Below are 13110 nucleotides of genomic sequence, written 5' to 3'. Positions count from 1 at the left end.
TTCAGGGCGGTGGTTTTGAGCAGGGGGCGATTTCCGCCTCGTGGTTTTGCGCGGTTTCGTAGGCATCGACGATGCGGCCCACCAGCGGGTGGCGCACCACGTCTTCGCTGGTGAAATGGCTGAAGGCCACGCCGCGCACGTCCTTGAGCACCTGGACTGCATCGACCAGGCCGCTTTTCTGACTCTTGTGCAGGTCCACCTGCGTGACGTCGCCGGTGACCACGGCCTTGCTGCCGAAGCCGATGCGGGTGAGGAACATCTTCATTTGCTCGACCGTGGTGTTCTGCGCCTCGTCGAGGATCACGAACGCGTGGTTCAGGGTACGCCCGCGCATATAGGCCAGCGGGGCGATCTCGATCACCTGCTTTTCGAACATCTTCTGGGTACGGTCGAAGCCGAGCAGGTCGTACAGCGCGTCGTACAGCGGGCGCAGGTACGGGTCGACTTTTTGGGTCAGGTCGCCGGGCAAAAAGCCCAGCCGTTCGCCCGCTTCCACGGCCGGACGCGTCAAGATGATGCGCTTGACGGCGTCGCGCTCGAGCGCGTCGACCGCGCACGCCACGGCCAGGTAAGTCTTGCCGGTGCCGGCCGGACCGACGCCGAAGCTGATGTCGTGCTCGAGGATGTTGCGCAGGTAGCGGATCTGGTGCGGCGTGCGTCCGCGCAGATCGGCGCGGCGGGTTTTTAATACCGGGCTGTTGATGTCGGGCTCGACGAACGGCGCGGCAGCAGCGGCGCGCGCGGCTTCCTTGACCGGCGCCGCTGCATCCGGGGTGGAGGCAGCTGCCGCAGCGGCGTTGAGGCCGGCGCGTTGCTCGACCAGCGCCAGTTGTACTTCCTCGATCGGCACCACCTTGTTGGCGATGGCGTAGAACTTTTCGAGGATTTGCACCGCCCGTTCGGCATTGTAGCCGCTGACGATGAATTTCTCGCCACGGCGGAAAATGGTGACGTCCAGCGCCGCCGAGATCTGGCGCAGGTTTTCATCGAGAGGGCCGCACAGGTGGGCCAGGCGCGTGTTATCGAGCGGCTCCGGGACGAAGTAGTGCGGCTGGACTGGGGTCTTGGTTTTCAATGGCGTTGGGCTTTATGGAGGATGGGGCGCCGGTGCGCGCAGCCGCTAGTTTAGCGTAAAACGACCGACCGCCGCCCTTGCGTGCGCCGCGCTGCCGCTCGCTGTGTTGGAATGGCATGGTTGCCATGTTTTCTACATGGCGATTGATGCCGCACAATCTTGATACGGGCGGCCTATCGGACAACCCGGCTTTTGCGCATAGAATAATATTGCTTTAAATGCAATTCGTGACAAAGGTCCGGAAAAGTCCATTTGTTAATTATTGAAAACTCTAAGTTTTCCTTAAGTTCGGACCAGCAATATCTGTTCACCCAACCAACGAGGACACATCATGGCACACCACGCACTCGCATCGCAGGAAAGCTACAACCCGAACCACCTGCTCGACATTTTGCTGGGCAAGATGCAACTGAAAAACGACGCTGCGCTCTCGCGCTTGCTGGAAGTGGCGCCGCCGGTCATCAGCAAGATCCGCCACCACCGCCTGCCGGTAGGCGCCTCGCTGCTGATCCGCATGCACGAAGTGACCGGCATGAGCATCCGCGACCTGCGCGACCTGATGGGCGACCGCCGCACCAAGTACCGCCTGTCCGACGCCCAGGGCCGTCCGAAGCCTGAAGACCGCAACAACAACGACAAGGCCTCGGCCGGAAACGTAGCACATCACTAATGCGCCCCGCGCTCCGCACCTGTCGCGCCGGTCTTTGACCGGCATGGCAGGGAGCCGAGGCTGCCAGGTCGGCCGATCAGCTGATTAGCTGAGCAACACCATCGAAATCTCGTCGTACTGCAATTCCGTCTCACGGAATATCTGCAAATAAATTTCCTCGTCCAACCCCAACGCTGTCCACGCCACGTTCGACACCTGCGGCACCAGGTCGTCCTGCACCTGCGCCAGGTCGAGCGCGTGCACCATCGCGTCCGCCACGTGGATGATGGCCGCCAAAAAGCCCGCACCCGGCACTTCCGGGTCGTGGTGATAAGCGATGGCCTGGCGCATGGTGGCGGAAAAATTCCAGTGTTCGGCCAGCGCCACGCCGGCCTGCACGTGATCGACGCCCAGCACGTGCCGCTCCGCCGCCAGCAGATAGCAGTCGTGCTCGTCGCGCCAGGCGATCGCGGTCGAATACTGGTTGGGGAAGCACGACACCAGCACCAGCCGGCCGATATCGTGCAGCAGCCCGGCCGTAAATGCGTAGTCCTGGTTGAAGCGCATGTGGCGCGCCAGCACCTTGGCGCAGGCGGCGGTGGCGATCGAGTGGCGCCAGAACGCCTTGTCGTCGAAGCCCGGGCAGTGGCCCTGGGCGAAATAGCCGGTGACGGCGGCGGCCGTGATCAGGTTGCGGGTGGTCTGGAAACCCAGGTAAGTAATCGCTTGCTGGATGGTGGTCACTTTCACTTGCAAGCCGTAGGTCGAGGAATTGGCCAGGCGCAGCGTCTTGGCGGTCAGCGCCTGGTCGTGCGACACCTTTTTGGCCAGCACCGAGATATCGACGTCGTCCTGGTCGATGCTGTTGAGCAGCTCCATTACCACCGCCGGCAGCGAGGGCAGGTCGTCGAGGTTGCGCACCACGTCGTCGTAGCTGACAGTATTACTCATGGTGGTGCTCCGGGCGGCCGATGCGGAAGTCGCGCACGAAGCGTTGCAGCAGGCTGGTGGCCCAGTCGGCGCCGGCGTCCGGGTCGGTCTTGCGGAACAGGTGGGCGATGCGCGCCTCGTGGTGCTGGCGCGTGGCTTGCTCTTCTTCGGGCGAGACCGCCCCGGTTTCCACCGGCAGCATTTCGATGCCGTGGCGCGGCATCAGCGCCAGCATCGCTTCGGTCAGCACCGCGCCTTGCGGCAGCAGGACCTGGCCCTGCACGTCGAGCAGCACGTCCGACAGGACCATGCCCGGTCGTACCTCGGCCAGCGCCAGTTGATGATAAGTGCCTGTCATTGCAGTCTCCCGAGGTTCCCTGTTTGGATCGATATTACCATTGAGAACGTTCCAAGTCTGCTTGCGCCGCGCGGTGTTGTCCGATCGTTGCTTGCCAAGATGCATTGCTTACCTTACATTCACCAGTTGCGGTCAAATTCAGCGTGAGGGAGGTAAAGTTCGATGTTTGGCATTCAAGGCCGCCTGACGCTGCTGTTCGTGGTGATCGTCACCCTCGTGCTCGGTATTTCCGGCACCTATGCCCAGCACAGCCTGTCGCAGGAACTCGAGGCGGGCAGCCAGCGGCTGCGCCAGGGCGTGCTGGCGCGGCTGCAAACGAGCTTGCCTTCGGCGCTGTGGGACCTGGACAAGGCCAAGGTCGACAACATCGTGGCCGCCGAAATGATGCCCCCCGAACTAGTTTCGATCCGCGTGTACGACACCTCGGTCGGGCTGTTCTCCGGCCGGTTGCGGCGCGAGGACGGCGCCCTGGTACCGATCGAAACCGACGCCGCCGTCGGCGGCACCCCGGTGGTGGCCGACCTGGCCTACCGTGATTCCGGCGGTGCCGGCGCTGCCCTCAAGCCGGTGATCGTGGGCCGGGTGGTGGTCAATTTCAGCCGCGCCCAGATCGAGGCCACGCTGGCGGCCGAGGTGCGGCGCAAGGTGATCGAGGTGCTGCTGCTGGACCTGATCCTGGTGGCGGCGCTGGCCCTGTCGCTGCGCATCGTTTTCGATCCGCTCAAGCGCCTGCGCGACGGCCTGGTGGACCTGGCCACCCGCGACAGCGACGAAGTGGAAGAGTTGCCCGACAACCGCCACGACGAACTGGGCGAAGTCATTCGTGGTTTCAATGCCATCCAGCGCAAGGTCAAATCGAATATCCAGCGCATCCGCGAGGCCGAGGACGAGGCGCGCCAGGCCGCGCTGGCCACTACCCGTGCCCTCGACGAGCTGCGGCTGGCGCAGGAATCGCTGCTGCAAGCCGAGCGGCTGGCCTCGCTGGGCGGCCTGGTGGCCGGCGTGGCCCATGAAATCAACACCCCGGTCGGCATCGCCCTCACCAGCGCCTCGGTGCTGATGGAGGCGACCGAGAAGGTCCACGCAGCGGTGGCCGAAGGCAATATCAAGAAGTCGGACATCACCCGCTACCTGGAGACGGCTGCCGAAAGCACGCGCCTGATCATGAACAACGCCTACCGCGCGGCGCACCTGATCCACAGCTTCAAGCAGATCGCGGTGGACCAGGTGAGCGAGGCGCGGCGCCGGTTCGAGCTGCGCGGCTATATCAACGAGGTGGTGTCGAGCCTGCAGCCCAAGCTCAAGAAGACCCGGATCACGGTCAGCATCGCCTGCCCGCCCGACCTGGTGCTCGACAGTTACCCGGGCGCGCTGGCCCAGGTGCTCACCAATCTCACGCTCAATTGCGTGGACCATGCGTTCGAACCGGAAGAGGAGGGGCGCATCATGATCGGCGTGGCGCGCCAGGGCGACTGGCTCGAGATGCAGGTGAGCGACAACGGCAAGGGCATTGCGCCGGACATGATCGACAAGGTATTCGATCCGTTCGTCACCACTCGGCGCGGCCAGGGTGGTACCGGCCTGGGCCTGAATATCGTGTTCAACCTGATGGCCAAGCAGTTCGGCGGCACCGTCACGGTGGCCAGCGTACTGGGGCAGGGCGCCTGCTTTACCCTGCGCATGCCCTGCGTGACACCGGTGACACCGGTGACACCGGCAACACCTGTCATCTAACCTCGACATAAAAAAAATCCCGCACCAGGCGGGATTGCAGGGGACCTACGTTGGCACTTAGCGGTCGAAACGCTCCGACGACCGTCGGCGCGAGGTCACGCCCAGCACGACCAGGCCCAGCATGAACATCAGCGAAGTTTCGAGTTCCGGCACCGGCAGCGGTGCTTCCTCGACCTTGGCGGCCGACTGGCGGTCCGGCGTAGCCGGCTGGCCGTTACGCTGTGCAACGCTGTCGCACCCGGTATCGTCCGGGCACTGGTGGAACACCGATATTGCAGGCGCGTCAGGCGTGGTGGCAACCTCGGCCGAGGCGGTGCCACACAAGCCCAAAGCGAAGATAGCGGTACTGATGTTTGATAAAATTTTCACATGACACTCCTGAAACTGTATTCGGCGCCAGGCTTAACAGCAATTTAATGCGTTATCCGTATAATTTTTGCGCCAGATCGATTGACAACTGACCGAACTGACATTTAACCACAATTCATAACACATTGCTATTTTAGTTTATTCAATAGAAATTTTTTATTGCACTGCACCAACAGTGTTACGTGTGGCGCTGGGTCTGTCATAAATTAGACCCATCAAATCAACCAATTAGCCTGCAGAGGGTGATATCCCATGATGTACAGAGTCCGATTGATGTGTGGCGCCAGCGTGCTGGCCACCCTCGCACTGTTGAGCGGCTGCGCTGGCGTGGCCAGGCCGGGCGCAGTCGTCAGCACCGCTGCGGCGCCCCCGGCGCCGGTGGGCCCGAATCCCCAGGTCCTGCTGCTGGGCGAGGTGCATGACAACCAGCAAGGCCACCGCCTGCGCTACGAGCTGCTGCGCCAGCGCGTAGAGGCGGGCTGGCGCCCGACCATCGTGATGGAGCAGTTCGACCGCGAAAACCAGGATTTGCTCGACAGGGCGCAAAAGGGCTGTCTTGATGCCCAGTGCGTGATCCAGATCGTTCACGGTCCGCGCTGGGACTGGCAGTTGTACTACCCGGTGATCCAGCTGGCGCTCACGTACCACTTGCCGCTGGTGGCGGGCAACCTGTCGCGGGCCGATGCCTCGCGCGTGGTGCGCGACGGCATCCAGGCCACGTTCGACCCGCAAGGCATCAAGGACTACCGCCTGGACCAGCCGCTGCCGGCCGATCTGCGCGCCGCCCAGCAAAAAGAGATAGAGATGGGCCATTGCGGCATGTTGCCAGCGATGATGGTCGATGGCATGGTCAATGCCCAGTTGGCGCGCGACATCTGGATGGCCAGGATCATCCGCGACCAGCGCCCGCGCGACGTCGTGCTCATCGCCGGCAACGGCCATGTGCGCAAGGATATCGGTGTGGCGCGCTGGCTTAACCTGGTCCAGCCTATACTGACGGTGCGCGCCGAAGGCTACGTGGAGCCGGGCGAACACGCCGGCCGCTATGATCAAACCTATGCGCTGAGCACGCAGGAACGACCCGACCCCTGCGCCAAATTCAGGAAAAAATGAAAACTCACTACCTAGCCGAGGCGCCGCAGCGCGCCGATATCGATGCCCTGCCGGGCGCAGTCCTGCTCGAGTTCGGCGCCAACTGGTGCGGCCACTGCCAGGCCGCGCAGGCGCCGCTGGCGCAGGCGTTTGCCGGTCACGAGCAGATTATCCACTACAAGGTGGAAGACGGCCCCGGCCGCGCGCTGGGCCGCTCGTTCAAGGTCAAGCTGTGGCCGACCATGATTTTTCTGAGGGATGGCGTGGAAGTGGCGCGGGTGGTGCGTCCGCTCGAGGCGACCGCGATCGCGGACGGTTTGCAACAGATCGATCCCCGAGCTTGATCGTTCTCTCAGTAGCACTACCTGCCGCAGCCTTCTTTGCTTGGCATCCTGCCAATGGCGTGTGTATGATGGACCGCACCGTTCATTCGCAGGAGCTTTACGCATGAGTCAGTCAAAACCGGCCCAGACCAACAAGCCGGCCACCGTGCTGTTCGCCAGCTTGATCGGCACCACGATCGAATTCTTCGACTTCTACATCTACGCCACCGCCGCCGTGCTGGTGTTTCCCAAGCTGTTCTTCCCCGCCGCCGATCCGGCCGCCGCCACCTTGCAGTCGCTGGCCACGTTTGCCATCGCCTTCTTTGCGCGACCGATCGGCTCGGCCGTGTTCGGTCACTTCGGCGACCGCGTGGGTCGCAAGGCCACCCTGGTGGCGGCGCTGCTCACCATGGGGCTGTCCACGGTGGTGATCGGCCTGCTGCCCACGTACGCGACCATCGGCACCTGGGCGCCAGCGTTGCTGGCGCTGTGCCGCTTTGGCCAGGGCCTGGGCCTCGGTGGTGAATGGGGCGGCGCGGTGCTGCTGGCTACCGAAAACGCGCCGCCGGGCAAGCGCGCCTGGTACGGCATGTTCCCGCAACTGGGTGCGCCGATCGGCTTCTTCCTGTCGGGCGGGATTTTCCTGCTGCTCACCGAAGTGCAGACCGATGCCGAATTCTTCGCCTACGGCTGGCGCATCCCGTTCCTGGCCAGCGCACTGCTGGTGATCGTCGGTTTGTATGTGCGCCTGAAAATCCACGAAACACCGGACTTCCAGAAAGTGCTGGAAAAGAACGAGCGCGTCAAAGTACCGGTGGTGACGGTGTTCCGCGACCATGGCCGCATGCTGGTGCTGGGCACCCTGATTGCGCTGGCGACCTTCGTGCTGTTCTATTTGATGACGGTGTTCGCGCTCAGCTGGGGCACCACGGCGCTGCATTTCTCGCGCAAGGACTTCCTGATCCAGCAACTGTTCGCGGTGCTGTTCTTTGGCCTGACCATACCGATCGCAGCGGTGTGGGCCGACCGCCATGGCCGTGCGCGCACGCTGATCTGGATTTCGGCGGCGATCGCCGTCTTCGGGCTGGCGCTGGCGCCGCTGTTCGGCTCGGGCAGCACGGTCCAGGTAACGGTATTCCTGTCGCTGGGCCTGGGGCTGATGGGACTGACCTACGGTCCGCTGGGCACCATCTTGTCGGAGCTGTTTCCGGCCGAAGTGCGCTACACAGGCGCCTCGCTCACGTTCAACCTGGCCGGTATCCTGGGCGCCTCGCTGGCGCCGTACATCGCCACCTGGCTGGCCACCAACTACGGTCTGCAATACGTCGGCTACTACCTGAGCGGGGCGGCGGTGATCAGCCTGATCGCGCTGTTGCTGGCCCGTCCCAGAATGAAGCAAGCAGCATAAAAAACCGCTTCGCGCAACGATTTGATCATTTGGTGGCTGCCTTTGAGCAGCCACTTGTTTTTTCTTGCTTCACAACTTTTATGGTTGTACGATGACATATGACATGATCTCGTGGAGACCGGGAGATCATCTATATAAACATAATACAAAGTGATGCCATGAATCTGAGCGAGCCCGTCAACCCGCAGTCAGTCGGCCAGGCCGTCGGTAAATACCGCTGGACCATCTGTGCCTTGTTGTTTTTTGCCACCACCATCAATTACCTCGACCGCCAGGTGCTCAGCCTGCTGGCGCCGGACCTGTCCAGGGAGTTCGGCTGGACCAATACCGATTATGCCAACATCGCCGCCGCGTTCCAGTTCGTGTACGCGGTCTCGATGCTGCTGGCCGGCCGCGTGGTCGACCGCATCGGCACCAAGACCGCGTATATCGTGGCCATCGTGATCTGGTCGCTGGGCGCGATCCTGCACGCGTTTGCGGTGCCGATGGGCGAGGGCATAGCGGTGGTCGCTGGCGCCTTCGGGCTGGTGCTGGTGCCGTCGATTATCGGTTTCATGGTGTCGCGCGCGTTGCTGGCGATCGGCGAGGCCGGTAACTTCCCGGCCGCGATCAAGGCCACTGCCGAATACTTCCCCAAGAAAGAGCGTTCGTTCGCCACCGGCATCTTCAACTCCGGCGCCAACGTCGGCGCGATCCTGGCGCCGATCAGCGTGCCGCTGATCGCCTCCGTGTGGGGCTGGCAGTGGGCGTTCATCATCATCGGCGCGGTCGGCTTCTTCTGGATGGCGCTGTGGATCTGGTTGTACGACAAGCCGGAACAGCAAAAGCGCATGAGCGCCGCGGAACTGGCCTATATCCGCAGCGACCAGGTGGTCAAAGTCGAAACCACCGAGGAAGCGTCGGCCGCTGCTGCCCGTAAAACCTCGTGGTTCCAGTTGCTGAAATACCCGCAGACCTGGGCTTTCGCCTTCGGCAAGTTCATGACCGACGGCGTGTGGTGGTTCTTCCTGTTCTGGCTGCCTACTTACCTGTCGGCCCAGTACGGCATGAAGGGCGACGCCATCATCGTGCCGCTGGCCGTGCTCTACAGTATGACCATGATCGGTTCGATCGGCGGCGGCTGGTTCCCCAGCTACTTCATGGCCCGTGGTTATGCGCCGTATGACGGCCGCATGCGGGCGATGTTCGTGATCGCGCTGTTCCCGCTGCTGGTGCTGCTGGCGCAACCGCTCGGTTCGATCAGCTTCTGGGTGCCTGTCATCCTGATCGGTATGGGCGCCTCGGCCCACCAGGCCTGGTCGGCCAATATCTTTACCACCGTGTCGGACATGTTCCCGCAAAAAGCGGTGGCGTCGGTGGTCGGTATCGGCGGCATGGCCGGCGGTATCGGCGGCGTGCTGCTGACCAAGCTGGGCGGCTGGGTGTTCGACCACTACAAGGCGGTCAACGACATCTACACCGGCTACATGATCATGTTCGCGATCTGCGCCGTGGCCTACCTGGCAGCGTGGTCGGTCATGAAAATCCTGGTGCCGCGCCACAAAGAGATTACCGATCTGTAAGGGGTAGGGGCCGGTGGGCGCGTGCTAAGATCGTTGCCACGATCGATCACGCGTCCACTCCTGCCTGCAATGAAAAAAAACGTAGCAACCATCCGTGACGTGGCCGCCGCCGCCGGCGTCTCGACCGCCACCGTGTCGAAGTTTGTAAACGGCGCACAACGGTTTTCACCGGCAGTCGAAGCCACCATCAAGGAAGTGATCGCCAAACTGGGCTACCGGTCCAACCCGCTGGCGCAATCGATGATCACGGGCCGCACGCGCAGCATCGGCCTGTCCATCCTCGACATCAACAATCCCCATTTCACCAGCATCGTCAAGGGCGCCAACCGCGTCGCCCTGGCCCATAATTACACCTTGCTGCTGGTCGATACCGAAGAAAACGCCGACCGCGAACGGCCGCTGATCGAAGCGCTGAGCCGCCGTGTCGATGGCCTGATCCTGTTCTCGCGCATGGTCGAGTCCGAGATGGACTGGCTGATGGACCTGGACAAGCCGCTGGTGTATTTCGGTCGGCCCACGCGGCTGCCGTTGCAATGGGTGAGCAGCGACGACACCCGTGGCGCCGCCATGCTGGTGCGTCACCTGCTGTCGCTGGGGCACCGGCGGTTTGCCTACCTGCGTTTTGCCCGCGCCCGACGCGACCACGACCGCCTCGACGCCATCCGCGCCTGCCTGGGCGAGCAGGACCTGGAACTGACGGTGTACGAGGGCGGCACGCCAACGTCGGCCGAGGGCGAACGCATGTGTTCGGCCATCCTGCTGGGCGGCAACCCGCCCGATGCGCTGATCTGCTACAACGATTTGATGGCGCTGGGCTTCATGAAGGCGGCGCAAACCCTCGGTTTTTCGCTGCCCGACGACCTGTCGGTGGCGGCGTTCGACAATATCTCGTATGGCCAGTACACGTCGCCGGCGCTGACCACCGTCGATATGCAGAGCGAGCGGATGGGGGCGGCGGCGATGGAAAAACTGATTGCCGCCATCGATGGCAAGCCGGAGCCGGAGACCGGCATGATCGAGCCGCAGCTGATCCTGCGCACTTCTACTGCACGCAGAAAGACGAGCGCCTGACGAAGCTCCATGGCGGCGTCGCAACTCCTCGCCGTACTGGGGTACTGTCTTCGTCGCTGCGCCTTGCCCTGGAGGTTCGTCAGGCGCTCTGCGTTGACGATTCCTTTAAACCCTAAGCGCCGCCGGCGTAGCCGTTCTGGCGCCAGGCTTCAAAAACTACTACCGCGACAGTATTGGACAGATTGAGGCTGCGGTTGTCGGGCCGCATCGGCAGGCGGATGCGCTGTTCGGCCGGAAAATTGTTGCGCAGGGCGGGCGGCAGGCCGGCGGTTTCCGAGCCGAACACGAACACATCGCCCGGCTGGAAGCTGGCGCTGGCGAACGGCGACGAGCCGTGCGTGGTCATGGCAAACATGCGCGACGGGTCGGGCTGCAGGTCGGCGCAGAACGCTTGCCAGTCGGCGTGCACCTTCATTTTCGCGTACTCGTGGTAGTCGAGGCCGGCGCGCTTGAGCTTGGAATCTTCAAGCGGAAAGCCGAGTGGCTCGATGAGGTGCAACTGGGCGCCGGTGTTGGCGCACAGGCGGATGACGTTGCCGGTATTGGGCGGGATTTCGGGGTGGACCAGTACGACGTGAAACAAGATGCTTCTCCTTAAATATTTCAATGGGGCGGCGTGCGCGCGAACACGAAGTTGCTCACGCGCGCCGCGCCGTGGCGCTTGAGGGTGGCAGCCATTTCGTCGAGCGTGCCGCCGCTGGTCATCACGTCGTCGACCACGCCGATATGGCGCCCGCGCACCAGTGCCAGCGCCGGCGCGGCCAGCGCAAAGGCGCCGGCGATATTGGCGCGCCGATGCTCGGGCGCCACGCTGCTCTGCGCGGCCGTCTCGCGGATGCGCGCGAGCAGCCTTGGCTGCAGTACCACGCCGAGGCTGCGCGCCAGCGGCCGGGCAATTTCCAGCGCCTGGTTGTAGCCGCGCTGCGCCAGCCGACGCCGACCCAGCGGCACCGCGCACAGCACGTCGGGCAGCGTGTCCGGGTGTTGGCCCACCACCACCGCCAGCCGCCGCGCCATCAGCGCCGCCAGCGCCAGCCGGTGGCCGAATTTCAGCTGCAGCACCAGTTGATCGACCGGCAGCGCATAGTCGGCGGCCACGATGGTGCGGTCGAATGCCGGGCGCGCAGCGATGCAGTGGCCGCACAGCGTCGCCCCGGCCACGACCGGGTTGGCGCAGCAATGACAGCGCGGCAGGCGCGTGGCGTCACCGAAAAACTGGTCCACGCAGGCGCTGCACAAGGTGTCGTCACCGCCCGCGCCGCACAGCGCACACGAGGTGGGCAACAGCAGATTGAGCGCACGCTGGAACAGCTTGCCATTCATGCCAACTTCCCAAAAATCGCGGCGCACGGCGGCCAGCCTGGCGCCAACCATGTACACTGCCGACATTATCGCATTACCGACGACGACTGCTGCAGCCAACAGCTGCATGATGGTGCTGTCGTCCCCGGTAGAACCCAACTGTCAACCATATATGCACGCCCCTGCCAACCCGCCCAAACTCAGCGCCCCGATTGATCTGCATCATGTGCGCGCCCTGTTTTCCCGTCCCGAACGCACCCGTGCCGCTGATTTCCTGCGCCGGGAAATCGCCTCGAGGATGGTCGACCGGCTGGAACTGGTTAAAATCGCGCCCTTGCGCGTGCTCGATGCCGGTTGTGGCGATGGCGCCGACCTCGGCATGTTGCAGAAAATGTACGCTGCCGCCCAGATTCTCGGTGTCGATGCGGCCGAGGCGCCGCTGCGCGCCGTGCGCAGCCAGGGCGCCAGGCAATCGTCGCTGAACCAGCTGCTGGCGAAGTTGCTGCCGGCGAAGGCCGGAATCGACCTGGTCTGCGGAGATTTCGCCGATTTGCCGCTGGCGCCGAACTCCATCGATCTGGTGTGGTCCAACCTGGCGTTGCACTGGCATCCGCAGCCCGACCGCGTGTTTGCCGAGTGGCGCCGCGTGCTGCGGGTCAACAGTCTGCTGATGTTTTCGTGCTTCGGCCCCGACACCCTGCGCGAGTTGCGCACGGCGTTTGCCGAAGCCGACCTGGCGCCGCACGTGCTGCCGTTCGTCGATATGCATGATTTCGGCGACCAGCTGGTGGAAGTGGGCTTTTCCACGCCGGTACTCGACATGGAAGTGATCACGGTCACTTACGATACAACGCAGGCGCTGCTGGCCGATGTGCGCGCGCTGGGCGGCAATCCGCTGGCCACGCGCAGCCGGGGGCTGACGGGCCGGCAGGCGTGGCAGCGCATGCTGGCGGCGCTGGAGCGCCAGCGCCGGCCCGACGGCAAGCTGACGCTGACGTTCGAGGTGATCTACGGCCACGCATTCCGGCCAGCGCCGCGCACCACGTCCAAGGGCGAGGCGATCATCCGCTTCGACCTGCCGCGCAAGAAGAATTAACATCGTCCATAGCGCGATCGCGCCCCGGATGCAAGCGAAATGCGTCCCTGGGACCACAGAGTTGCAAAATCGTTTATTTGTTGATGTGCGTGGTTTTTGTTCTATATAATCAATAACCAACTTTGCCACCAATTCATGGGC

Annotated in this window: 14 protein-coding genes; 8 read left to right on the top strand and 6 right to left on the bottom strand. The window is 63.4% G+C overall.

Annotated elements, in window-relative coordinates; translation table 11 throughout:
- Position 1: 1 nt before the first annotated feature.
- Positions 2-1075 carry a PhoH family protein gene (locus tag DUPY_RS11990; RefSeq protein ID WP_141749518.1) on the bottom strand — a complete coding sequence of 358 codons (1074 nt, stop codon included), beginning with the start codon at positions 1073-1075 and terminating at the stop codon, positions 2-4.
- Between the two features lie 331 nt (positions 1076-1406).
- On the opposite strand from DUPY_RS11990, the gene DUPY_RS11985 reads away from it, so the two are divergent.
- Positions 1407-1745 carry a hypothetical protein gene (locus DUPY_RS11985; protein WP_070248298.1) on the top strand — a complete coding sequence of 113 codons (339 nt, stop codon included), beginning with the start codon at positions 1407-1409 and terminating at the stop codon, positions 1743-1745.
- 84 nt (positions 1746-1829) lie between these two features.
- Here the strand turns inward: DUPY_RS11985 and DUPY_RS11980 are convergent, their stop codons facing one another.
- Complete coding sequence (locus tag DUPY_RS11980) at positions 1830-2675, bottom strand: HDOD domain-containing protein (RefSeq protein ID WP_070248296.1); 846 nt, start codon at positions 2673-2675, stop codon at positions 1830-1832.
- Positions 2668-3012: a hypothetical protein gene (locus DUPY_RS11975; protein ID WP_070248294.1), complete on the bottom strand. Its 345-nt coding sequence runs from the start codon at positions 3010-3012 to the stop codon at positions 2668-2670. Before DUPY_RS11975 ends, DUPY_RS11980 begins: the two co-directional genes overlap by 8 nt.
- Before the next feature lie 162 nt (positions 3013-3174).
- On the opposite strand from DUPY_RS11975, the gene DUPY_RS11970 reads away from it, so the two are divergent.
- Complete coding sequence (locus DUPY_RS11970) at positions 3175-4746, top strand: sensor histidine kinase (RefSeq protein ID WP_070248292.1); 1572 nt, start codon at positions 3175-3177, stop codon at positions 4744-4746.
- A gap of 57 nt (positions 4747-4803) precedes the next feature.
- Here DUPY_RS11970 and DUPY_RS11965 read toward each other — a convergent pair whose 3' ends face one another.
- Complete coding sequence (locus DUPY_RS11965; RefSeq protein ID WP_141749517.1) at positions 4804-5115, bottom strand: hypothetical protein; 312 nt, start codon at positions 5113-5115, stop codon at positions 4804-4806.
- Between the two features lie 252 nt (positions 5116-5367).
- Here DUPY_RS11965 and DUPY_RS11960 point away from each other — a divergent pair, with 252 nt between their 5' ends.
- From DUPY_RS11960 to DUPY_RS11940, 5 genes are all read left to right on the top strand, one after another.
- Complete coding sequence (locus DUPY_RS11960; RefSeq protein ID WP_229255337.1) at positions 5368-6228, top strand: ChaN family lipoprotein; 861 nt, start codon at positions 5368-5370, stop codon at positions 6226-6228.
- Entirely contained in the window at positions 6225-6551 is a 327-nt protein-coding gene (locus DUPY_RS11955; protein WP_070248284.1) for a thioredoxin family protein, read from the top strand. The genes DUPY_RS11960 and DUPY_RS11955 overlap by 4 nt, the downstream gene beginning before the upstream one ends.
- Positions 6552-6654: 103 nt before the next feature.
- A complete protein-coding gene (locus tag DUPY_RS11950) occupies positions 6655-7938 on the top strand; it encodes an MFS transporter (RefSeq protein WP_070248282.1) in 1284 nt (427 codons plus the stop codon).
- A gap of 158 nt (positions 7939-8096) precedes the next feature.
- A complete protein-coding gene (locus DUPY_RS11945; protein ID WP_070248280.1) occupies positions 8097-9500 on the top strand; it encodes an MFS transporter in 1404 nt (467 codons plus the stop codon).
- Positions 9501-9569: 69 nt separating this feature from the next.
- Positions 9570-10571 carry a LacI family DNA-binding transcriptional regulator gene (locus DUPY_RS11940; RefSeq protein ID WP_084640673.1) on the top strand — a complete coding sequence of 334 codons (1002 nt, stop codon included), beginning with the start codon at positions 9570-9572 and terminating at the stop codon, positions 10569-10571.
- 112 nt (positions 10572-10683) lie between these two features.
- Here DUPY_RS11940 and trmL read toward each other — a convergent pair whose 3' ends face one another.
- Both trmL and DUPY_RS11930 read right to left on the bottom strand, forming a co-directional pair.
- Entirely contained in the window at positions 10684-11154 is a 471-nt protein-coding gene (gene trmL / locus DUPY_RS11935) for a tRNA (uridine(34)/cytosine(34)/5-carboxymethylaminomethyluridine(34)-2'-O)-methyltransferase TrmL (protein ID WP_070248276.1), read from the bottom strand.
- Between the two features lie 20 nt (positions 11155-11174).
- The gene (locus tag DUPY_RS11930) at positions 11175-11894 is read right to left on the bottom strand and encodes a ComF family protein (RefSeq protein ID WP_070248373.1); all 720 of its coding nucleotides are present in this window, start codon (positions 11892-11894) and stop codon (positions 11175-11177) included.
- A 151-nt stretch (positions 11895-12045) separates the two neighbouring features.
- On the opposite strand from DUPY_RS11930, the gene DUPY_RS11925 reads away from it, so the two are divergent.
- A complete protein-coding gene (locus tag DUPY_RS11925) occupies positions 12046-12969 on the top strand; it encodes a methyltransferase domain-containing protein (RefSeq protein ID WP_070248371.1) in 924 nt (307 codons plus the stop codon).
- Positions 12970-13110: the final 141 nt, after the last annotated feature.

Source organism: Duganella phyllosphaerae, assembly GCF_001758785.1.
Lineage (GTDB): Bacteria > Pseudomonadota > Gammaproteobacteria > Burkholderiales > Burkholderiaceae_D > Rugamonas > Rugamonas phyllosphaerae.
Note: the sequence above shows the minus strand (reverse complement) of the source record. Positions and strands in the feature narration are given on the sequence as shown.